25 protein-coding genes and 1 pseudogene are annotated in these 22,439 nt (G+C 36.8%); 7 read left to right on the top strand and 19 right to left on the bottom strand.

Annotation, left to right across the window (positions count from 1 at the left end; translation table 11 throughout):
* Positions 1 to 238: 238 nt before the first annotated feature.
* Together AAGS61_RS10015 and AAGS61_RS10020 are read left to right on the top strand one after the other, a co-directional pair.
* On the top strand, positions 239 to 1,048 hold the full coding sequence (locus AAGS61_RS10015) for a hypothetical protein (protein WP_391370912.1): 810 nt from the start codon (positions 239 to 241) through the stop codon (positions 1,046 to 1,048).
* A gap of 17 nt (positions 1,049 to 1,065) precedes the next feature.
* Positions 1,066 to 1,671, top strand: coding sequence for a hypothetical protein (locus tag AAGS61_RS10020; RefSeq protein ID WP_391370915.1), 606 nt, complete (start codon positions 1,066 to 1,068; stop codon positions 1,669 to 1,671).
* 55 nt (positions 1,672 to 1,726) lie between these two features.
* On the opposite strand, the gene AAGS61_RS10025 is transcribed toward AAGS61_RS10020, so the two are convergent.
* The 5 genes from AAGS61_RS10025 to AAGS61_RS10045 all read right to left on the bottom strand — a co-directional run bounded on the left by AAGS61_RS10025 (position 1,727) and on the right by AAGS61_RS10045 (position 5,933).
* Positions 1,727 to 2,419, bottom strand: a complete 693-nt coding sequence (locus AAGS61_RS10025) for a diphthine--ammonia ligase (RefSeq protein ID WP_391370918.1) — start codon at positions 2,417 to 2,419, stop codon at positions 1,727 to 1,729.
* Between the two features lie 109 nt (positions 2,420 to 2,528).
* On the bottom strand, positions 2,529 to 3,239 hold the full coding sequence (locus tag AAGS61_RS10030) for a tubby C-terminal domain-like protein (RefSeq protein WP_391370921.1): 711 nt from the start codon (positions 3,237 to 3,239) through the stop codon (positions 2,529 to 2,531).
* 93 nt (positions 3,240 to 3,332) lie between these two features.
* On the bottom strand, positions 3,333 to 4,520 hold the full coding sequence (locus AAGS61_RS10035) for a DUF2812 domain-containing protein (protein ID WP_391370923.1): 1,188 nt from the start codon (positions 4,518 to 4,520) through the stop codon (positions 3,333 to 3,335).
* Positions 4,513 to 4,833 carry a PadR family transcriptional regulator gene (locus AAGS61_RS10040; protein ID WP_391370926.1) on the bottom strand — a complete coding sequence of 107 codons (321 nt, stop codon included), beginning with the start codon at positions 4,831 to 4,833 and terminating at the stop codon, positions 4,513 to 4,515. The genes AAGS61_RS10035 and AAGS61_RS10040 overlap by 8 nt, the downstream gene beginning before the upstream one ends.
* A gap of 167 nt (positions 4,834 to 5,000) precedes the next feature.
* Positions 5,001 to 5,933 (bottom strand): TDT family transporter, encoded by a 933-nt coding sequence (locus AAGS61_RS10045; RefSeq protein WP_391370929.1) that lies wholly within the window; start codon positions 5,931 to 5,933, stop codon positions 5,001 to 5,003.
* Between the two features lie 116 nt (positions 5,934 to 6,049).
* On the opposite strand from AAGS61_RS10045, the gene AAGS61_RS10050 reads away from it, so the two are divergent.
* On the top strand, positions 6,050 to 6,880 hold the full coding sequence (locus tag AAGS61_RS10050) for a LysR family transcriptional regulator (RefSeq protein ID WP_391370932.1): 831 nt from the start codon (positions 6,050 to 6,052) through the stop codon (positions 6,878 to 6,880).
* Positions 6,881 to 6,903: 23 nt separating this feature from the next.
* Here the strand turns inward: AAGS61_RS10050 and AAGS61_RS10055 are convergent, their stop codons facing one another.
* The 10 genes and pseudogenes from AAGS61_RS10055 to AAGS61_RS10100 form a co-directional block, all read right to left on the bottom strand.
* The gene (locus AAGS61_RS10055; RefSeq protein WP_391370935.1) at positions 6,904 to 8,076 is read right to left on the bottom strand and encodes an MFS transporter; all 1,173 of its coding nucleotides are present in this window, start codon (positions 8,074 to 8,076) and stop codon (positions 6,904 to 6,906) included.
* A gap of 44 nt (positions 8,077 to 8,120) precedes the next feature.
* On the bottom strand, positions 8,121 to 8,996 hold the full coding sequence (locus AAGS61_RS10060) for a MerR family transcriptional regulator (protein ID WP_391370938.1): 876 nt from the start codon (positions 8,994 to 8,996) through the stop codon (positions 8,121 to 8,123).
* A 305-nt stretch (positions 8,997 to 9,301) separates the two neighbouring features.
* A complete protein-coding gene (locus AAGS61_RS10065) occupies positions 9,302 to 9,442 on the bottom strand; it encodes a hypothetical protein (protein WP_391370941.1) in 141 nt (46 codons plus the stop codon).
* A gap of 136 nt (positions 9,443 to 9,578) precedes the next feature.
* Positions 9,579 to 10,271 carry an AIM24 family protein gene (locus AAGS61_RS10070; RefSeq protein ID WP_391370944.1) on the bottom strand — a complete coding sequence of 231 codons (693 nt, stop codon included), beginning with the start codon at positions 10,269 to 10,271 and terminating at the stop codon, positions 9,579 to 9,581.
* Positions 10,272 to 10,643: 372 nt separating this feature from the next.
* Positions 10,644 to 10,772, bottom strand: coding sequence for an HAD family hydrolase (locus tag AAGS61_RS10075; protein WP_391370947.1), 129 nt, complete (start codon positions 10,770 to 10,772; stop codon positions 10,644 to 10,646).
* A complete protein-coding gene (locus tag AAGS61_RS10080; protein ID WP_391370950.1) occupies positions 10,736 to 11,302 on the bottom strand; it encodes an HAD family hydrolase in 567 nt (188 codons plus the stop codon). The genes AAGS61_RS10075 and AAGS61_RS10080 overlap by 37 nt, the downstream gene beginning before the upstream one ends.
* 12 nt (positions 11,303 to 11,314) lie before the next feature.
* Positions 11,315 to 11,593 (bottom strand): helix-turn-helix domain-containing protein, encoded by a 279-nt coding sequence (locus AAGS61_RS10085; protein ID WP_391370952.1) that lies wholly within the window; start codon positions 11,591 to 11,593, stop codon positions 11,315 to 11,317.
* Between the two features lie 510 nt (positions 11,594 to 12,103).
* Positions 12,104 to 12,382: pseudogene (locus tag AAGS61_RS10090) on the bottom strand (GMC family oxidoreductase); the annotation flags it as partial.
* A gap of 424 nt (positions 12,383 to 12,806) precedes the next feature.
* Positions 12,807 to 13,235 (bottom strand): hypothetical protein, encoded by a 429-nt coding sequence (locus AAGS61_RS10095; protein ID WP_391370955.1) that lies wholly within the window; start codon positions 13,233 to 13,235, stop codon positions 12,807 to 12,809.
* Between the two features lie 487 nt (positions 13,236 to 13,722).
* Positions 13,723 to 14,199: a hypothetical protein gene (locus tag AAGS61_RS10100; protein WP_391370958.1), complete on the bottom strand. Its 477-nt coding sequence runs from the start codon at positions 14,197 to 14,199 to the stop codon at positions 13,723 to 13,725.
* A 258-nt stretch (positions 14,200 to 14,457) separates the two neighbouring features.
* Here AAGS61_RS10100 and AAGS61_RS10105 point away from each other — a divergent pair, with 258 nt between their 5' ends.
* Positions 14,458 to 14,913: an N-acetyltransferase gene (locus tag AAGS61_RS10105; RefSeq protein WP_391370961.1), complete on the top strand. Its 456-nt coding sequence runs from the start codon at positions 14,458 to 14,460 to the stop codon at positions 14,911 to 14,913.
* A 92-nt stretch (positions 14,914 to 15,005) separates the two neighbouring features.
* Here the strand turns inward: AAGS61_RS10105 and AAGS61_RS10110 are convergent, their stop codons facing one another.
* Complete coding sequence (locus AAGS61_RS10110; RefSeq protein ID WP_391370963.1) at positions 15,006 to 15,728, bottom strand: HAD-IIB family hydrolase; 723 nt, start codon at positions 15,726 to 15,728, stop codon at positions 15,006 to 15,008.
* Between the two features lie 71 nt (positions 15,729 to 15,799).
* Here AAGS61_RS10110 and AAGS61_RS10115 point away from each other — a divergent pair, with 71 nt between their 5' ends.
* Complete coding sequence (locus tag AAGS61_RS10115) at positions 15,800 to 16,462, top strand: Crp/Fnr family transcriptional regulator (RefSeq protein ID WP_391370966.1); 663 nt, start codon at positions 15,800 to 15,802, stop codon at positions 16,460 to 16,462.
* A 104-nt stretch (positions 16,463 to 16,566) separates the two neighbouring features.
* Positions 16,567 to 16,896 (top strand): PepSY domain-containing protein, encoded by a 330-nt coding sequence (locus tag AAGS61_RS10120; protein WP_391370969.1) that lies wholly within the window; start codon positions 16,567 to 16,569, stop codon positions 16,894 to 16,896.
* A 177-nt stretch (positions 16,897 to 17,073) separates the two neighbouring features.
* Here AAGS61_RS10120 and AAGS61_RS10125 read toward each other — a convergent pair whose 3' ends face one another.
* The 3 genes from AAGS61_RS10125 to AAGS61_RS10135 form a co-directional block, all read right to left on the bottom strand.
* Positions 17,074 to 17,418: a DUF3889 domain-containing protein gene (locus AAGS61_RS10125; RefSeq protein ID WP_391370972.1), complete on the bottom strand. Its 345-nt coding sequence runs from the start codon at positions 17,416 to 17,418 to the stop codon at positions 17,074 to 17,076.
* A gap of 100 nt (positions 17,419 to 17,518) precedes the next feature.
* Complete coding sequence (locus AAGS61_RS10130; RefSeq protein ID WP_391370975.1) at positions 17,519 to 18,391, bottom strand: DMT family transporter; 873 nt, start codon at positions 18,389 to 18,391, stop codon at positions 17,519 to 17,521.
* 159 nt (positions 18,392 to 18,550) lie between these two features.
* A complete protein-coding gene (locus tag AAGS61_RS10135; protein ID WP_391370977.1) occupies positions 18,551 to 19,132 on the bottom strand; it encodes a TetR/AcrR family transcriptional regulator C-terminal domain-containing protein in 582 nt (193 codons plus the stop codon).
* Between the two features lie 131 nt (positions 19,133 to 19,263).
* Between AAGS61_RS10135 and AAGS61_RS10140 the strand changes: the two genes are divergently transcribed.
* Positions 19,264 to 22,368, top strand: coding sequence for an MMPL family transporter (locus tag AAGS61_RS10140; protein ID WP_391370980.1), 3,105 nt, complete (start codon positions 19,264 to 19,266; stop codon positions 22,366 to 22,368).
* Positions 22,369 to 22,439 lie beyond the last annotated feature (71 nt).

Below are 22,439 nucleotides of genomic sequence, written 5' to 3' on the forward strand. Positions count from 1 at the left end.
AAATTAATATAACGATTGAAATTGTACGCAAAATTTCTACTAATAGTAGCAAGCGAATCAACTCCCTCCTATTACATTTCAACAAACCTACACTTCTATACATTCACAGTAATAACAAGTTCCAAAAATCCATTCGGTAAAATTGTAAAAATATTCAATTAAATAAACCTTTCGTACCTTAAAATAACATTTTCGAAGTCGATACTTTTTTATAAGAGTAAAATGGAGGAGATAAATTATGAATATAGCCAGTTTAAATACCAAAAGCTTAAACATGCAAAATGCTGTTTCATTAAAAAATAATTCGTTAAGTAAGAATGAGCAGTTAAAACAAATTGAAGAACAAGCAAGAGAAATTATACAAAACAACCCTGCTGTTAAGTTCGAAGGAAATACTTCAGTGAATCCTTCAGAAATCAAGGTAACTGTTACAGGTGAAATGGCTCACTTCGATTTTATTAAGGATATTGAGGAACTTAGTTCGGATGAAAAAAGAAACATTCATCGGTTGATTCAGCAAAGTATAAAGAAACCAAATGGTGGAACAGGTGATTATTTTATAATGGACCGCGCTCAAGCAGGCGTACAATTGCAATTGATTGCCGAAAAATTGATTCCTGATAAGTATAAAGATCAGATGGAGCAAGTGATTAAAAATTATCAAGAAGAAGGCTATAACTTTGATGTTAAAATATATGAAGCAGCGCAAGCAAACTATAATAAGCTATTAACAAAATTCCCATCATTAGGTGAAAAATCAATAATGGCTAATGGGATTAAATCATTAGAAGAACAAGAGCAAACATTTCGCAGTTTTTACAGTGAGCTCAATTTATCTAGCCAAGCTACTTTTGTACAATCATTTGAAAATGCTTTAACGAAATTTAAGGAAAACCAAAAGAATTTAGAGAATAGCTTGGACGATGTGCTACATCAATTTCAAGACGAACTACGTACAAAATGGAATGACTTTGCTTCCATATTAAACGATTCAAAAGTGTACAAACTCCCAACTGCTGAAACATCTTTCATTGATATTAGTCTCTAATGAAGGAGGGAAAAATAATGAATAAATGGTTTAAAGGCTGGAGCATATTCATTTTTTCAGTTGCAGGAATAGTGTTATTGTTGGTAGTAGGCACGGTCTTCGTATTTATGAATTTTAGGGCCTCGTTGATACCAGATGAAAAAGAAGAGGAAAAGGTATTATTGCAAGCAGAACAATACTTACAAGAGACGTATGCAACTATGAAATACGAAATCTATCATATCCTTTATGATCAGGGGGAGCAATACGGTAATTTTGATTATGCGGCAGTGGTTGTAAATACAGAAACACAAACAACATTTAAGGTGTATGAAAATACATTTACAGAACAAATGGAAGATGATATCTTGATTCAAGAAAAAGCAGCATTTATAGAACAAGTAAAACCGAAAGTGTATAGCTATATACATGAAACATTCGGTGAACCTAAAGGTATGGCATTTACCCCTTCTTCTGATGTAGGAGGTATCCCTACACTTAATATTCGCTTAAATAACACAAAAGAAGAAATCAGTGAAGAAATGTTTCAGTCTTTTATCGAGTATTTGCAAAATGAATTAACTATTGAACATGCAGATGTACATATTATGTATGAAACTGAAATATGGAATATGAGTTTTTAAAAATAAAGCATGAGGTGTTTTGTCATGCTTTATTTTCATTTGAATTTGTCTCTATTTAAAGCTCATCTAGCTCCAATGGCAAAAAAGCATATTCTCCGTCTTTTACAATGTCACATTTACGAACAGGAATCGGTTGTTTAAAAATGGGGCCATCGATCACAGTCGTATGGAATTCCCCGCCTTCTCCGCACGGGTCAATGCCACGCGCTTCGAGTTCTTTCACGTATTCATGAGTTAATGTTCGCCCTAAGTCGTCTTCTCGCATACCTAATGATAGGTTCACCGTGACAATGATCGTGACAAATCCTAGATTGATGAATTCTTCGACCGCTTCACGATGATCCATTTCCCATAAAGGCATGCCTAGCTTCAATCCAGCATTCTTTGTCACCTTGTCATGCCAACAGCCATGAGCAGGCATATCTAAATCGCCTGTTACTAACACTTCTGCCCCTTGGTTTTTCGCTTTGTCTAAAAGGCCCATAAATACTTGTTCATAATCTGTCCAGCTTGAAGCGGCAGTGTATACAGGCAAACCGATAGATGTCGCTTGAGCACGTATGAGTTCTGGAGGCATACCGTGAGATCTGGAGCGTTCCCCTTCTTCTTCTAGCATGACAATGAGTCCAATTGCTTCGCCCACCTTCATCGCTTTATATAAAGCTAATACACTGTCTTTCCCGCCACTGAAAGAAGCGATAAATTTGTGACCGCGCGCATTATTTTTCCATTCTATTAGTTGTGACATTTCTATCTTTCTCCTCTATTCAAATTTTCCTACTCATTACTATGACCTTATCATACTATTTGAATTTTACGGATAGATATTTGACTTTTTAGAGAAAAACGGTTGTATTTTAGCCACTTTTATGTAAGTAATGAAAAATAATCACGGCCATCGCTAACAACTCCTCTTGTTGATCATGTATTCGAAATTGTAAATGACCGTTTACCAATTTCGATAAATCCCCTTCTCCTATTTTTTGACCTTCTCGGTAAATGAGGATTTGATTGCTCATTTTATAGGACAAAACTTCATATGTAGTAGCTGCTACTGTTAGCTGTAGTCGTTCTTCAAAATTGACTTTATCTTTTAAACTTGATTTATAGCGAGCTTGTGCGATTTCATGCCCATTTTCAGTGATTTTCCAATTGGCTTTACTCGACGAAAACTTGCTCAACTCTTGCCAGTCAACTTGCTTGTTTTCATTCGAGAATGTTACATGAATATATTTATCGGGTGCATTTAGTAACTCTACATAAAGCCGTTGCCACACGGTTCGATAGTAGCGATTATAATAAAATATAATGTCATGTCCCTTTGTCAGCTTCTTTTTCGTTGTTTTCATGCGCTCTGTTAATCGCGTTTGCCAAAGGTTTTCATCGCTAACCGATTTAAATTGCACATCCTTTTTACTTTGCATTTCCTGGAGGAAATAGATTCCTACACCAGCAAATAAAAACATGCAACTTAGAAAAAATTGAGAAGGCTCAAATATTCCTTTGAGCCAAAACCTCAGTCCAATCCCAATTTGACTTACGATGAATAATAAGAACAAATACAGCATATACATTCCTCCCTATGTTGGGTAGTACCAGTAAAGCTGTCACCACCTGCAATAAGAAAATATCAAGATAATGCAAAGATTATTTATCCATTATTATTCTGAAATGAAATCAATCTTCTCTACTATGTTCTCTATTACCAAATTTATATCGGCATAACCATAATAACGAACGTAGATGACAGCTTTTCCTTTTGAAGCAAATACTTCTTTAAACTCATCTTCCTCATGAACTATCAATAGATCAAGGTCTACATGCTTTGTTTCAATAAAATGATCATCACTATACCTCTTTATTAAATCAGCAATTAGATTATCCGCCAAAGCGGGTACACTTAGCTGATAAACCATTGTGTGGATACTTGGAGAATATTCACCGCTTTTATCCTGCCACATTTCTCCGGGAACAACCCCGTGTTCATCTGATTCATATTGGACAGGTGCCAATGGACTCCAATTATACGTATACCGATTAGCCCAATCAACACCGTCTCTCATATATGCAGATTCCCCTCGAGTCAATGTAGGGTCTTGCTCTATATCTGCTAATCTGACAATCGGTAAATCAAGATTGGCTTCCGGCAATGTTTTTGTTTCGCCTTTTACAAGTTGGATGAACGGGAGTATGGCACCTAACCCCACAACTGTTATAAAAAGGAAAACGATAACAGAATTTAATCGGTGGTGTTTCTTCCAAGGCGCATGATGATCAATCGGTTTTCCGTTGATAAGACTTTTTCGCAAAGCACGAATGGATATGGCAGCTTGTAGTGAAGTATAGGTCAAATACGCAATGAAAATGGTTAAAATCGTTTGTTGAATCGCCATACCTTCGACCAAAATGTATGTAGGTGTCCGATCTAGAAACCAACTAGCTGATAACATACCGATTATGAAGATGATTGCAGCAACCAGTATACTAGCATTAAAGGCTAATTTCTTGTCTAGCGCCTTTAGTGTAAAAGATTGCTCGGCAGGGTCTGTATGTAGCTCTGGTGCATTAAGCTCAACAGGTGATGAATACACTTTAAAAAATTGATAGTCCGTTACATAATCCCATCCACTATCCGAATACATCTCAATCTGTTCTGGAGTAATCTTCTTTTTTAATGATACATCTATTCTGTACCTCATTTTTTTCGGTTCACCTTTAACAAAATGAGCAAAATATAACCCCATCTTTTTTAGATGGAATCCCTTTGCCGCCATGTCTTGAAACCAGCTTTCATGCTCACCGATTCGCCAATAATCACTAGGGCGAAGTTTACGAACTGTCTTATTCATTCTCATCACCTACCTCTAAAATATTTCCGTCTTGGATCAAGGATTTTAATCGACTATACTCTGTTCTTAATGCGTGTTCTCCTTCCAATGTAATTTGATAGGTCTTTCTCCTACCATCATCTTCTGCTAATGAAATAAGGCCATCTTTTTGCATCCGTGAGAGTACCCCATAAAGTGTCCCAGGCCCCATTTTTAATCTACCATTCGAAACCTCGGTAATTGCATGCATCAGCTGATATCCATGGTTAGGATGCATAAGCGCTAGTAAAACATAATACATTGCTTCGGTCATCGGTCCCCCATTGTACGCCATTTCTTATATTCCTTCTTTCGTTTTCAGAGATATTATGTCTCGCGATATATCGTATAACATAACAATACCTCGTAAAATATCTTTTGTAAATATAAAACAATGATTAGTTTTGTTCCTGATATCTACATATTTGTTCTAAGGATGGGCCAACTAAATGTTCCAATAATTCACAATCCATGCGCGACATTTTTTCGTACATTTGCTGTGATAAATAATAAATACCGTACTAACACATACAGAACCATACATGTAGCAATGAGCAGCTCCACGTGTGTTAACACATGAAATAACGGCATGGAGTGGAAGAAATGCGCGGCTGTGTTCATCGCTGTCGCAGAAATGACTAACGGAAACGTAAATGCTGCGTAGCTTGGGTAAAATGGTAGCTTTAATAGTTTTGGTAATTGCCAAAGTACCACTACATATACCAGTTGAGATAACCCCAAAATAGCTACTACAAAATACAAGTTTGGATGCGTAAAGTGCTGTAAATAAGCTGTTAAACATAGTGATCCAGGTGCAGCGATGATCGTTAACAGTGGCATTGTTGGCTCTTCTAAGTGTTTTATCCGTTTCCATACAATCGGTAGCAATAACACGTAACATAAAAAGGCAATCCAAAACACGATATCTATCAATAGAGCATGAAAGTGCCCAGCTGTAATCGGTATAATGCCAATGCCTACATACACAATAAACCAGCTTGGATAGACAGATTGGATATTGACTTTATGCTTCCAAACAAATGCATACGTAAAATACAGGACGAGCGTAAATTGTAGACAAGCTGCCATCCCCCATCCAATCATCGCGAGTGTTTGAAGTGAAGTTTGTGCAGCGACAATACTACACATGACCATCGTCCCCATTGAAAAGGTTGGTGCTACGGAAGCGATAATCGGATTTTTTAAATCGCTCACAACATGTGAAAACGTAAAAATGATTTTACATAACAATAATAAAAAGAGTGCAACCCCTATTGTGAAATACAAAGCCCCTAACAGCTCCATATTTAATGAAAAGTGTAACTTTGCTAATGATACTAACCCAAGCATCAAGCCACTCATTGGAATGGGTATTGTTTTTAACCATGATGTCATCTTTCTCTCTCCTTAGCTTGTTGATACTTTTAGATTACCTGAACATTTATTATTTGAAAAATACATATTTGATATAATAATTATTAAGAAAGCTAATAATTAGAGGAGGTATTTCCATGATAGAGACGCTAAAAGTTTTTACAAAAGTATACGAACTCCAAAACTTTACGAAAGCATCGGAAATTTTATTTATTTCACAGCCAACGATTTCAATGAAAATAAAGCAACTCGAAAAACAGCTACAAGTGCCGTTATTTATTCGGCAAGGGCCTAAGCATATCCAACCAACACCTGCTGCCACCTATTTGTACGAACAAGCAGTCATGATCATTGAGCAATGGGAGAAAACAGAGGCTTTTTTGCAGCATGGGCAGTTATACGAACAAACATGTACGATGGTATGCTCCAATACATTTGGTCTGTATTACCTTCCATCGTTCATGCCACAGCTAACAACGCAATTTCCGAGCTTTGAATTTACGATTGATGTTGTGAATTCTGAACAGGCAATCGACCAATTGATGAAGCGTGAGGCAGATTTTGCTTTTATTGAAAAACCGATTGAAACGACAGGTATTGATAAAAAAATTATCTTTCAGGATGAGCTTGTGCTGGCGGGGCAGCTTGACTCGAACTACTGGCTGATGCGCGAGAAGCACTCGGGTATTCGCTACTTTAATGAGCTATATATCGCGGAAAATAATATTGAAGCCAATTATTTATACGCCAATCACTCTGAGCTCATTATTCGCTTACTCCAGGAGAACATCGGTAAATCGATTGTGTCTAAAAAAACATTGCCTGCTTCGATTCCATATATGACACTGCCTGAAAAGTATAATCGAAATATGTATTGGTGCAGTCGTTCCATTGACAGCGGTCATCCACTCCAATTAATTGAACAATTCATCGCACACTACTTCCATACAAAAAAGCAAGAGGAGTAAAGTACCCCACTTGCTTTTTTAGCTTAAATATTAAAGTTTTTCGGCGCCTTCCAAAACATCGCCAGTACGAATCCAGCGACTAGCATCACCGTTGCAAAATAATACGGATAATGAATATCTACATCGAATAACATCCCACCAACAATCGGACCAATGACATTGGCAAGAGACGTAAACATCGAGTTCATGCCCCCTACGAAGCCTTGATCATTTCCTGCAATTTTAGATAAGTATGTTGTAATCGCAGGACGAATTAAATCAAAGCCAACAAATACAATAAACGTTACAAGTAAAATAGCAAAATATGAACTAACAGTAGTCATTAAAAATACTAAAATAGCTGAAAGGATTAAACAGTAACGAATTAACACAATCTCTCCAAGTCGTTTCATCAATCGGTCAAACAAGACAACTTGTGCAATGGCACCGACGATTGCGCCCCCTGTAATCGCAATCGCAATATCAGACGGAGTAAAGCCAAATTTATGGTCCACAAATAGACTAAAGAAAGATTCAAAAGCGGCAAGTCCAAACGATGAAATGAAAATCAAGATAAACGCGATGAAAAACATCGGAATAACTATTTTTCGTAAACTGCTCTTCTGTTCCTCGCCCTCAGTAGCTTCTTGCACCTGACGAGTAGGTTCTGCTAAAAAGAACAACGATAAAATCGCGGCAACGGTACCAAGAGCAGCTGCTGAATAAAATGGTACACGCGTCCCAATTTCAGCTAAAAATCCGCCAATGCCAGGTCCGATAATAAAACCTGTACTAATCGCAGCAGACATATAGCCTAATGCTTTTGATCGTGTTTCAAGCGTAGTAATATCGGCTATGAATGCCGTAACAGCAGGCATAATAAATGCTCCACTCATACCTCCTAAAATACGGGAAATAAATAGTACTTCAATTGTTTTCCCCATACCAAATAGCAATTCAGAAAAGGCAAAGATAAATAAACCGAGGACAATCATGATTTTACGACCGTATTTATCGACCGCTTTTCCTGTAAATGGTGAGAAAATAAGTTGCGTTAATGCAAATGCCGCCGTTAAATACCCAACAACCGTTCCATTTACATTCATTTCATTCATAATCGTTGGTAATATCGGAATGACTAGCCCAATCCCTAAAAAGGCAATAAACAAGTTGCCTAATAGGATGGTCAGTGTCATATTGTTTTTTAATGTGCTCATAAAGAACGCTCCAATCATAAAAAATAGCTCGTGAGAATCGCTCTTTACACCATAAACCCTCTAGTTACTATAGAGTCAACTGATTGATCTTTCAGTTTCACTTTTAATTCCACCACATACTGTTCTTCTTTAGTAGGCGCATAATGTGTCGGCATATAAAACTCATAGACATCTGATTCAACAAGTAACTGATTCGCTTCAATATAGGCATATAATGTTTTGTAGTGCTGGATATATTTTTCCAATGAAAAAATAAAAGCAATACATACATATCGACCTGCTTTTATTTTCATTACATCCATTTCTCCGGATAAATCATGAAGAAAACGACTTGTTAAAATCGGCGTAAATATATTTTGATAATCAATCTCTTCGATTGATTGATAAGGCTTCAATTGATAAGTACAGCCGTAGCGACTTGTGATGACACTCCCCTCATTTTCAATCGTTTTGATCAATTCACTAAAATAGGTATGAGGGATATATTTAGGTGTTGCATTGTGCACTTTTATATAAAGTACTCTAATATCTTCTTCCATTTTTTCGTACACTTCATTCAATGAAGGGATAGCGAGTTGCTCTTCTAACTGCTTTTTCGTTTTTAGCAACGTATATTGTACTTCCTGTAGTCGTTGAATACTCGATTCAATCACTTGCTCTTGTTTACTTAAAAACGCCACCAGTTCCTCTAATGGATAATTTTGTACTTGTTTGATTGTATCTAGCGGTGTCCCTACATACTTTAACGATTTGATTAAATCTAAATAATAAAATTGTGATTCATGGTAATAGCGATAGTTTGTGACAGGGTCCGTATAAGCGGGTTTAAAGAGATCAATTTGATCGTAATAGCGTAATGTTTGGATGGATAAATTGGTCAGCTTGGCCATCTCTCCAATAGAATAATAATGCTCTTTCATCGTTCATTTCCCTCATTATAATATTTGGTGCTAGTGCATTTCGTTATTTTCTATTTTTGTTCCCTCTCTTGTCTTATTTATTCATCTGTCTTTGTAAAGAAATTAGATTCATAAATGCGTGCCATGTTACATAAGTTAAAAGTAATTCATTGACATGTATAGGCTATTTGCCTACAATGAAGGTAGTAAGATTCATGCGTGATGGATCTACAGCAGTACGTGGCGATTGGGTGGCTCCCAGTCGCTTTTTTTTTTTACTAAAAACACCGCCTTGTTGGCTAGACAAAGCGGTGAAAACAAGTTTTTTACAACATCATCCGAAAAAGACGATACACAGTATCAATAAAACGGAATAAGTCCGCAGCGTGACGAAAGATGGCTAATCTTTGTTCACGCTTCTTTTTCGTGTCAGCCTTAGCCTTTTGAGTGCGTGATGGATAAGACACAGCAGTACACCTCCTCTCCCAAAAAAGGAGTCAGCTGGATGCTGCGAAACTATTGTAACATGAAATAGAAATACATTTATAGAGTGTTTAAAGAATGAAAAAGAAGGGGGCAATCATTTTGACCCCTTCCTAAGTATTAGCTTTGTACCTGCATATATGTCTCTTCATAAGGCTGTACGATGACGAAACCGTCTCCTTCAAATCTCATTTGAATCGACTCGCCACTTCCCCTACCAACGAACGTTTTTAATGATATATCCGTTTGAAACTCAGGCTGTAAATTTCCTGACCATGCGACCGTTGCATTCGGATCTGTAATCACGGGTTTCCCAGGTGTAACACGTAATGTGAGCGGTTCATAGTGCGCTGTAATCGCCACTAATCCTGTTCCTTCACAGCGAATATTAAATAAGCCACCTGCCATCATCCCCGCCACTTTTCGCATTAGCTTTATGTGATGCTTAATCGAAGGCTCAAAAGCAAGCAAATCATTGCCATTCACATAAATGGCTTCATTTTGCAAATGCAGGATGATAATTTTCTTACCGCTATCTGCAAGGTATAGCTTCCCTCTTCCATTCGCCTTCATTAAAGAGGCCCCTTCGCCCGTCAATGCTTTTTTAAACATCGCCCCAAGCCCATTTTCGAGTATGCCTTCCCGTACAAATTTAATCGATCCCTCGTAAGCAACCATTGAACCCGCCTTTGCCCAAACAAGCCCGTCTAAATTGACTTCCAATAAACGTGGCGTCTCTAGCTCAAAGAAGCCTTCTCCCCTATCCACTTGCTCCGTATTTTTAATGAATTCCGCAATCGAGTATTTATTCATGCCATACACCTCTTCTTTTTTGATGTGCAAACGTAATAAACATAAGGATAATCTTTCATTTAACTATACGGATACAAGTATAAAAGGATTCGGATTTTCTTGAAATTTATGTTAAAAATAGTGTGTTCTATACGTTATTCTTCCTCCAACCAATTTAAAGCATAATAGCTGCCGCATAAAACATCATGATACCCCCAGCCAATGTCTTGAGAGTCTTCCACAACTGCATAAAGTCGATCCTTGAATAGTAAAAAGCATAACAATTAAGTACAGACAGTTAGTTGAATCCTTTCTTTCTGCACTAACCATTAATAAATGATTTGGAAACGGGCCAACAAACCTTTTGTTGGCCCTTCAATCTAGATCATTCTTTTAATCCCCTAATGCAAGCAATTGCTCAAATGTATCAACACAAAACGTTGGTTGTTCTTCTAATAGACGTGCTTTCGTATGGCTTCCCCATGTCACCGCGCAAGTTTTACAACCAGCAGCTTTGCCCATTTGAATATCAAAAATAGAATATCAAAAATAGCATCCCCAATCATTAAACACCTATTTGCTTTTAATTCGTAACGATTTAGTAGTTGTTGAATGCCTTGTGGATGAGGCTTGAACTGTGTCACTTGATTAGAGCCGATAATGTCTTTAAAATATGAACGAATCCCTAGTGTCTGTAAATTCCGATCGAGTACATTTGTTTTTTTGCTTGATACAACAAATAACAGAAATTCTTGTGCTTGAAGTCTTTCAAGTCCCTCTTTCACATATGGAAAAAGGCGTAAATACGTATCTTCGATTGCCCCATACATTTGGCGGAACGTATGTAATAACTGTTCAAATGCATGTGATGATAAGTGATGCGCACCCATTTCTTTAAATGAACGCTCAATAGGAATCCCCATATAGTAAGAAATTTGTTCTTCAGATGGTACAGGCAGCGATAATTGCTGAAACGCCACCTGTGTTGCGTGTAGCGCACATGCCGCAGAATCAGCTAATGTACCATCAAAATCAAAAATATATGCTTTCATTCCTCTCTCTCATTACTGCATCTCATATGGATGTTCTGTTGCCTTTTCATTTAAAGCCTGTTGTTTGATGATTTCAATACCACCTGGCACTCGTGTTAAAATCCCCTCCTGCACAAATGATCCGATAACCCGATTTTGATGTCTAACCGTTGTACCAATAAATTCAGCAATATCTTTTAATTCATTTTTCGGAATGAACCTTGTTTGAAACACACCGTATTCATCATGTGTGATCGAAATAAGATAACTAGCTAGACGGATTTCTGTTTCATGGAGTAAATGAAATGACAACACATTCGACTAAGAAAAATAAGTGTGTAAGGATGGAACCTTGTTCACAAATACATTCGCCTGACTCATATTCCATATAGACCCATGGGGAGTCTTTGAACAGCTGTAATTGAAATTGGTTTATGTAATCCTGGCATAAGGCCTCGTTTTGCAATATTTTCATCATTTCCTCCCCGTTAGATCTATGGTAAATGAATACTGGATAGTGTTGTTTTGTAAAAAAGACTGATCAATCATTTAGAATAAAGTTTGATTAAAAATAACCTCTTCGGGTATGTTGTCCGTAAGAGATTCAGATGTAGTAGTAGATATACATGAACAATTCCCCTTATTACCCCAAGAAGAGACGAAAATAATAGCTGAGAAATTAGGTTTAAAACATCCTATTCACCCCAAAACAAAAAACCCCAATTGTTAGTTGTGTCTAACAATTGGGTGACGTTCAGCGATTAGTAAAAGCTTTTTACAAAACGTCCTGTAAAAAGAAAAATACAGTACTCTCAATTATGATTATTCATTTTTATCTGAGAAAAATGGGAATTCATAGTCTTGTATCGTATTCGTATTTTGTTCATTTTGAATGAATTTCACAGCATTTAAGCCAATCATTTGAGCAGCAAGAGATGTGTTTCCATCAGGTAAAATGGGTGAAACTGAAAGATCTGCTACTTTTAAATTTTTTATCCCAAATACATTTAAGAACCCATCAACAACGCCATCTTGAATCGTTCTTGCCATCTTACATTGCCCGCCATAATGGTCAAAATTGATATAAGTGGCTCTTGCAAAATTAGCTAGTTGATATGATTTTTACACATTTTGTTCTTCCTTTCATATGAATTTTGAATCTCTTTATCGTATGTTGTAATCTATATCTTGTTATAGGCTTTGGACAACCTCTTTAAAAAGTTATCAAGTCAATTGGGTTTATTATAGGGTTGGATTAGCGATAATCTGAAATTTTATTCCTAAACACTTGGTTTATATCAGTTCTTGTGGCCATTATCTTCTAGGATTCGAATAATAGGGTGATTGCTAGGAAAAATTTCCTTTAATTTAGTTAAACTTTGTGTCTTATCCAATGGCATGGGGGTGCTTGCCTTGATTCGAATAAATGGATGATTAGGTGGAAGAATTTGTTTTAATTTAATCAATTTATGATTAGGTGTGTTATCCAAATTTATCACTCCTTTCTTAAAGATGAATGATAGGTTTAGTCTTTATCCCAATCCAATGTTCTAAAGTCAGTATCAAGAACAGTTTGTCCTGTGACATTTGCACTATTAATTCTGCTGATCCCGTTACTTGTTACAAAAACGTTTTCGTCGGAATCTAGGAACGTTACTCTAATTTCGTATATGAGAATAATCTTATCATCTAAAAAGTCGGTAAAGAATACTGCTGCTGTTCCTTCTTTAATTTTAATTGGACCTCCATTACCTACTATAGAATCTGGTCCGTTGAATGAAAAAAGGGGTATTTCAATTGGTTTATTTGAGGTCCAATCAAAAACCTCCACCTTCACACGTCGCTTATCATTCTTGTTCAGATTAACAACATTGATAAGAATTAGCAGAGCTTCCTCACTTAAATTGGCCAGGAGTCCACTAGATTTTACTATATTACAGTGTCTAATACCCATTATTTAACCTCCCTTTACTAAAAGTCATAATAGTAAATGCAGCAATTAGACAATCTGTAACGGCAAACATCCTATCTCTAGTTGAAAACTTTCAACTTATGGGTTATTAATTTTCAAAACACTCTTTTAGTAGATTGTGAAGATATGTACTTAAAGTTTAGAGGTGCTTTAAATAAAGATTCGCATTCCAAAATAATCAATCTTTATTATAAAAACTAGATTAAAATAAATAAAAACCAACTATTTTGATCAATCTTTGTTTCAAAACAGTTGGTTTTTTCTGTGTAAAATCAGCGATTGTAACTTCCTTTTTATCAAAGTTTATTCTAAAGCTACAGATAGAAAATAAAGGATATATGTCTGAAATATTAAGGGTTTTTAAAATTAAGACTCTCCTAACGAACTTTATAAAACTACTCAATTCTTCTTAAACCACATGTTGCGTATTTTGTATATTCCGAGTGTTCTTACAATAAATTCAATTACATTATTTTAAGAATATTATGGATTCCCCTATATTATATTCTTTGCTTTTTTCTTCTCCATTCAACTTCCAAGATACAGTAACATATCCTTTATCTAATAAATTTTCTATATCCTCTTTTGTTATTTCTCCGATATACATTATGACTTTATAATGATGTTGTACGTGCCTTTTATTTGGATCCGGAAATTCCCAACCACTCCCAGTCCAATAGATTTCACGGCTTAATAATTCAATAAAAGAATAAGGCATATTAATTTGTATATCTTCAATCTTATTCGAATAAATCACATTTAAAGAAAAAATGAGTTGCTTAAAATTTTCTTGTTCTGGATATTTAACGACTTCTAATCCCCCAATACTTTCGTATGTTTCATCATCTACTCCCGAAATTTCTGTATGCATAACAATGGCTGGATTATATTGACGATGTATATAGATGATAACCGTTACGATTCCAACCGAAATTAGCAATAACAACAGTAGTTTTTTCTCACGTATTCACCTTCTTTAAAAAAATTATTTATTTTCATTTCCCTATTCTTTCATCCAAGGTACTAAAAACACTTCTCCGCGCGGTAAACCTAGCATCATAAGCCTCCTTTTGCATATTTGTAAAATTTATCTATTAAAATTTAATACTATCAATAAAATTCTGAATTGACAAAAATATAAATAATATTTTATATTTATAAATAAAAATGCTTAAAAATACAATGTATCTAAGGGGGTTTTGAAATGTTAATAAGAAAAGCAAAGGTAGCTGATGTGCCGGGGATTTGTAAATTGATTGAGAAGTATGCGAAAACAGGTGAATTATTAATTCGTACACATGCTTCTATTTGTGAAGATTTGTTGAGCTTTTACGTAGCAGTCGAGGACGATGAGGTAATTGGTGTAGGTAGTTTGTATATTTATGATGAATCATTAAGTGAAATACGCTCTCTTGCCGTTTCAGAAGGTCATATGGGCAAAGGGGTTGGAAAAAAGATTTCGCAAAAAATCGTAGAAGATGCAGAGCAATTAGGCATCGGTAGAATGATTTCATTAACGTATCAAATCGAATTCTTTTCAAAACTAGGCTTTCAAGTTATTGAAAAAGAGACAATTCCACAAAAAGTACGTAAAGATTGCCTTGGATGTCCAAAGTTTTTCGCTTGTGATGAAACCGCAATGGTCATTAATTTAAATTAGTAGTTTACTATTTATCTTCAACGTCGACAAAAGAGGTCAACATCATGCTTTATGATGCTACCTCTTTTTCGTGAAGTTCAGGATGAAACTTCTCATCCTTTAGCTATTCGCCCGATAACAGCTGCTACACTGGATGGCTCGATTTGTTCTGTTGCCTTTTCGGAAACAGGGTGATTCCCTACACAGACGCTATAAACGGCCTGTTCAAAAAGGCAAGCATCGTTTGCATCGTTCCCAAAGGCAATAAACTCATAAATTTGTAGCCTATGCAATCCACTTATTTTATCGATATGCATGGGGCTAATATCAAGAATGTCTTCTGCATGATGCTCAAATACATTGACAGGTAGCTTCTTAACTACTTCTTTTACTTCATTTGGCGGTGAAAATAATACGAGTTTACAAATCTCATTTAATTCATCCAATCCTTTATGCACAGCTCTTTTTTGCGGATCGATATTTCGGTAAATGGGATGATTTGTGCTACCTGTGTAAGCATAATCCCAATCGCTATCTGCCAGGTATGTAAGCCTAAATTGTTTGATTACATCTTTTAATATCCTCGTCGTTTCGTTTGAAAAGTACGTGACATTTACTGTGCCTTGACGGTATGTAAAAGCACCATTCCCTCCGACCATAGCACATGTATGGTATTTTTCCTGCAAGACTGGCAGCATGTCCCGAATCGGCCTTGCGGATGCAAAAATGACTTGATGACCGTTACGTAGTAGAAGGTCCAGTGCCGCGCAAATGTGCTCCTCTAACGGTTGCCCCTGAAAACAAATTGTTCCATCTAAATCAAATACAAAATTCATACGATTCACCTCCCTTCAATCTTAGCTTACTTTTGGTAAAATAAGTAGGACAGGTGTCCCGGAGGTATCATATGAATATAAACGATGCATTAAAAAAATGGAAAGTTAGTTTCCCTAAAGAAATCGCGAACAAGCTAACATTTCGTATATATAAACAAGGTGAAAGCATTCTGCAAACAGGTAGCGCAATAGATGGCTTATATTTGCTAGTGGAGGGTCGATACTATGTGACAACAAAAGAAGTAACCGGAAAGGAGCTACTCCTTAGGTACTGTAATCCCCCTGCCATCTTAGGAGATATTGAAATTTTCCAGTCGTGCTCGGTTCAATCCGATTGTATTGCAGATCGAGCATGCGTATTTTTGTTTATTCCGTTAACAGTTTATCAAACACATTTACAATATGACGGTGCATTTTCTCAGCTTCTTTTGAAAGAGCTCACATTTAAACTGCAAACATGCACGATTTCATCGAGAGTAAATGCACTGGCAGCCGTATCCACAAGATTTGCGGCTTATTTATGTACGATTGCTTCAGACACCCAGTTTCAGCACTATATGTCTACGACGAATTTAAACGATATTGCTTCCCTCATTGGCACAACGAAGCGCCATTTAAATCGTGTATTAAAGGATTGGGCGAATTTGAACATTGTAGAAAGAACAGATGAAGGTATTCGTATACTGGATTGGTCCCAAATCGAGGCACTTTCTGAAAATGTACGTTATGAATAGACAAATCCCCTGCTTTCTTAAATCCAATTGGATATTTATGTTAAAATGTAGGTGAGATTATTAAAGTTTGCACTTAAAATATTGAAAAGGCAAGGAGGTACCCATTGAAAAAGTTACTTGTCGGGCTTATTTGCATAATGATCATGCTTTTCTTATACATGTATCAGTTACCCATCATCAGTTCAGAAGAAGCAATCAAGTATGCAGAAAGCGTCTTAAATAACCCGCCTAAGGAGTGGCAAACATCCATTGTTTATAAGGGAACGTCGTCAGAGAATATGACTACATACTTAACTGAAAAAAGTGGATTTTGGAATGAATTAACTAATCAAACACAATGGGAAGTCACGATAAAATATAATGGAGGCAAATCAACCGTTGTTATTGATGCTTACAACGGTGACTTTGTTGATTTATACGGTCCATTTCATTAGTTTTTTTGAAAGACTTTGTTCCAAGGGGACACGATGGTTGATAAACTGTATAGTAATTCATAAGAAAAAATCCATTTTGATCAATCTTTTTTCAAAACGGATTCTTTTCATTTACTTAAAATTGAGCTACTTTTTATCGAATTTTATTTCATGGAACCGTAGTGTGGGCTTAAAAACTTACTTATCAGTTTCTTTAAACTGAATATTGATGACTTTTTCGGATGCCGTTACAAATGTAATGTACACGAAGACACCAAATTCACGGTCCCCCTCGTTTAGCCATAGTTTAAATGTTTCGGTCGTTGTATCTTGCTGTGTCTCTCTGCCTACATGCAAATAATCTACAATCGAGGCATTTGGATATTTGGATTGTACTTGTTCAATGGCGACCTTCCCCCATTTTGCATAAGCTGGTGTTTGTTCTTGGACGGTTTCTTGTTGGGCATTCATGATCGTTGGAATATACGTAATCGCTAAACCTGTCGCAATGACTGCGCCCATTGCAAATAATAACTTCCGCACGATTAAGCTCAACTCCTTTTATATAGGATGAGACATTTACTCGCAATCATGCGGAATAAAAAAACTAGGCTTCACGTTAAACGAGAGCCTAGTTGTACTGTTAAGCATTTATAATCGATTTTTTAAAGGATGGCTTCACTTCCGCGATAATAATCGCTATGAAGATTAGGAAGCAGCCGAAAATCATTCTTCCTGTTAACACTTCGCTTAATAATAGGACGGAGAAAAGTGTACCAAATATAGACTCTGTTGACAGAATTAATGCAGATTTTGTTGGGTCTGCATATTGCATCCCAATATTTTGACATGCATAAGCAACAAGCGTACAAAAAACAGCAAGATAAAGAATGGTTAAAACGCCTTCTGTACTTGCGGAAGTTGGGACTTCCCCAAGTGCAAGGACACCGATCCAGCTTAAAATCGAAGCCGCAAAAAATTGGACAATTGTTAACGCTAATGCATCTTCCTTTTTTACGAAAACATTCGTATAAAAAATGTCGAATGCAAACGCAATGGCACACAGGATGGATAACATATCCCCAAGATTCATCGTAAAGGAATCTTGTAATGATAAAAATCCGATACCGACAATGGCGATGATGGCTGCCATAATCTCAAAGCGGTCAAATCGACGTTTATAAATGATGTACGCAATGATGGGTACAATAATGACGTTAATCGCCGTTAAAAATGCATTTTTGGACGGAGTTGTATACTCAAGCCCTAATGTTTGCAACGTAAACGCAACAAATAAAATCGCGCCTAAAATGGAGCCTTTCCAAAATACACTTTTCGAAATGAGCCTTAGTTTTTTATTAAAAATAAGGGCTAATAGAATCGTTGCTAATGTAAAACGGAGCGCCATTAATTGCATTACGCTCCAATGTTCTAAGCCTACTGCCATCCCAACAAAGCCGCTCCCCCACATGACAGCGGTAATGAGCATTAATAATTCACCTTTATACTTCTTCATGAAAAACCTTCTCTCTAAACCTAGCTACAACAATAGGATATTGTTTCCTACTGTAATCAAATATACACATTATAGTATATTAATTCAATACTTGTCTTTTGTCCTTATAGTGTTTCATACGTCTATTTTGAAAAAAAGATAGATACGCTCTACCCTGGGTTACTGAACAACACAATTCCCTTCACTAGATAATATTTTCGCTCCAGTCAATTGCTCCCTTAGTGCTTGATCAACCATCTGTATGAACTCATCTACTGTATAATCCATTTCCCCCATTAGCCAACTAATCGCGATTGCTGTAAAGGAAAGTGTGTAATAATGCGCTAAAAATCCTAAATACTTGTCATCGCAAACATTCATTTCTTCGGTAAACTGCTGAATCACATTCATGATTAAATCATTTACTTCTTGATAGAAAAAGCGATTGAAATGATCACGACCTAAAGACTGTACAGCATTCACTGCAAATGCACGATTTTGATCCAAATAGTGTAGCAACTCTCGTAATCCCTCATTCCAAAGCTGTTCATCCTTTCGTTCATACAATAATTCAAGTGCCTCTCGCTCTAACGTCCACTTTAATAAATCGTAAATATCCTCAAAATGATAATAGAATGTTTGCCGCTTCAAATCAGCGTTGTCTGTTACTTCTTGTATAGAAATTTTCTCTAACGGCTTCGTTTGCATACAATTCTTCAATGCTTTTGCAAGCTCTAATTTTGTTTTCTCACTGCGTTTCACGTACTTACCCCTCTTCATACAAAAATATAAATCTGTCAAAAATTATACAGCTAAAGCGATTTGTCTATAGTTTTTCTAAGTGTTTTCTCGCTATAGTAATAATTGGAAATTCACTACAAAGGACTGATGATATGCAACAACTAAGAAATAAACGTTCTCTTGCTTTTCTATTTTGGCTTGTCGTAGTCATTACTATGTTAATAGTAATGCCGAATCTTGATAGGCTTGTACAAGAAAAAGGTCAGATCTCACTACCAGAGCATGTAGAAAGTTATTTAGGAAATGAGTTACTCAATGACATTTCACATGAAGGAAAGTCTATTTATTCATTTGCTTTTGTCTTTCACAACGAAGAAGGTTTGACTGATAGCAACTTTACAGAAATTGAAGAAGTGCTTACCTACTTCATGGAAAATGCCGAGACTTACGGCATTACAGCTTCGCTTCTCCATACAGAGAGTGAAGCAATTGCCAATCAACTAATTAGTGAAGACGGCACAACCGTTATTAGCCAGTTTTCTATTGATGCTAAACAAGGAACTGCTTCCGAAGTAGTCAAAAAACTTCGTGAGCCACTACAAGATGTATCGATTGAAACATATGTAACAGGTGCAGACATTGTTAACGATGATTTTGCGACAATGACACAAGAGGGCATTAAAAAAACGGAAGTGATTGCGGTCATTTTTATTATCTCAATTTTAGTGATTATCTTCCGCTCCCCTGTTGTACCAATTATTTCCCTGTTAACAGTGGGTATTTCTTACATTGTATCACTTTCTCTTGTTACGCTGCTTGTCGAGCATTTTAATTTTCCATTCTCTACATTCACACAAGTGTTCTTAGTCGTCATTTTGTTTGGGGTTGGTACTGATTATAATATTTTATTGTTTACACGTTTTAAAGAAGAGCTTGCTCGGACAGGACATGTACTAAAAGCGATTAGTGAGACATACAAAACGGCTGGAAAAACGGTTATTTACAGTGGAATAGCTGTATTGATTGGATTTATCGCTCTGTATTTCTCTCAGTTCCAAATGTACAAAGCAACATCAGGCGTTGCTATAGGCGTCTTTGTCTTGTTGCTGGTATTGCTCACATTAAATCCATTTTTTATGGGCTTACTCGGCTTTAAATTATTTTGGCCAGTTAAAAAAGTTCAAGAGCACGGGGATAATAAATTATGGGCAGTTCTAGCTAAATTAGGGTTCCTACGTCCTCTTGTGGCGATTCTATTTGTTGGTATTTTGTCCATTCCGTTTATCTTAACGTACTCAGCTGAGCTGAATTACAATGATCTAGTGGAAATTGATAATCAATATGAATCGAAGCAAGCAATTTTAGTCATTGAAGAACACTACGAAGCAGGAATGAGTGCCCCAACAACGCTTGTTATTCAGCATGATGAAGTACTTACGACACAGCAAAATCTACAAGCACTTGATGAATTAGCAGCAATCATTAAGGGGACACCCGGTGTAGCTTCTGTGTACAGTGTGACACGTCCTGAAGGCAAGCGAATCGAAGACCTATATATCGCTCAGCAATCTTCTACACTTGAAGAAGGTTTAACTAGCGCACAAGATGGTGTTAGCACAATAAAAGATGGGTTTTCAGAAGCACAAACTGACTTGGAAAAAGAGCAAGATTTAAGTGGTGTGCAAACATTAATTGATGGAACCACACAACTACAAAATGGTGCTGCAAGCTTACAAAACGCCTTAAATAAACTAGCAACTGGTACAACTAATGCTAAAGCTGGGGCAACTGAATTAGCATCTGGTGCGAGCTCAGTAGAAAGCGGCCTTGCTGAAGTGGCAACTGGCTTTGCTACCCTACAGCAAAACTATGAAACGATTGCGGCAGGCTTTACTCAGCTTCAGCCAGCATTTATACAAATGGAGCAACTGATAAACTCTTCTAAACAAGGTTACGAAGCGATTTTAACTTCTATGCAGGCCTATATTCAAACAACACCAGAAGCTGCATCAAATGAATACATTGAAACAACCATTGGCGTTGCCAAGCAAGCGATTGCTGAACTGGAAGATCTATCGGTTCAAATGCATGGCTTGTCCGCTCAGTACGAGCAGCTTATATCGGGCTTTGCTCAAACAAATACAGCCTTTGACAATGCAGAAGCGGGTCTTGCACAGTTACAACACGGAGTCGCTACTCTTGGAACAGGCGCAAGCTCTTTAGCAACCGGCTTACAGCAGACGAAAGATGGCGCCAATCAAATTGCCACACAATCACAAGCCTTTTCAAGTGGTTTAAATGATTTGCAAGCTGGGCAAACATTACTACAAACGAGTCTAGAAACATTGCAAACGCAAATGCAGCAGCTAGCAGATGGTTTGCGTAAATCAACAAATGGTTTAGGTGAAATTTATGATGGCTTAGATGAGGCAAATACTTACCTTGCTGGGCTTTCAACGAATGAAACAGGAACGTTCTATATTCCGCAAGAAGTACTTAAAGGAGAAGACTTTAAAGCAAGTTTAGATGCGTACTTATTAGCTAATCAAACAGCTACAACATTTAATATCGTTCTCGATGTAAATCCGTATACAGAAGAAGCGATGGATACTCTTCGCGAGGTAAACAAACGAATCGACGGTTATGTGGAGAGCTCGGCATTAAATGAGGCGGATGTTTATCTGGCTGGTAAAACGATGAGCAATGCTGACTTACAAGACATTGCACAGCAAGACTTTATTCGCAGTGCAATTATTATGATGGCGGGTATTAGTATCATTTTATTCATCATCACACGTTCGTTTTTACAAACGATGATTATCGATGTCAGTTTACTACTGGCAACATTTGCAAGTCTCGGCTTAACGGAAATTCTTTGTACGCAAATGCTTGGCTACGATATGCTAAGCTGGAATGTGCCATTCTTTACATACATTATGATTGTGTCACTTGGGGTGGACTACTCCATCTTCCTTATGATGCGTTATAACGAAACGAAAGAATTAGGTCGTGCTGAAATTGTCAATGCTTGTCAACAAATGGGCGGTGTCGTACTTGCTGCCGCTGTTATTTTAGGTGGGACATTCGCTGCGCTTATTCCGTCTGGCATCATTACCCTTATCCAAGTAGCCATTGCTGTTCTAATCGGCCTTGTACTCCTTACCGTCTTCATCATGCCACTATTTATTCCTGCGTGCTTAGGGCTGGCTGAAAAAGGCACGTCTTGGATGCAACGTCGTAAAGCAAAAATAGAGTAAATGCATAAAAGAGCGTATCCGCCGAGTGATACGCTCTTTTACATCTTGCTATGCTTGGAAAGATATTGTGT

It is taken from the genome of Lysinibacillus sp. KU-BSD001 (genome assembly GCF_042920265.1).
In the GTDB taxonomy this organism is placed as follows: Bacteria; Bacillota; Bacilli; order Bacillales_A; family Planococcaceae; genus Lysinibacillus_B.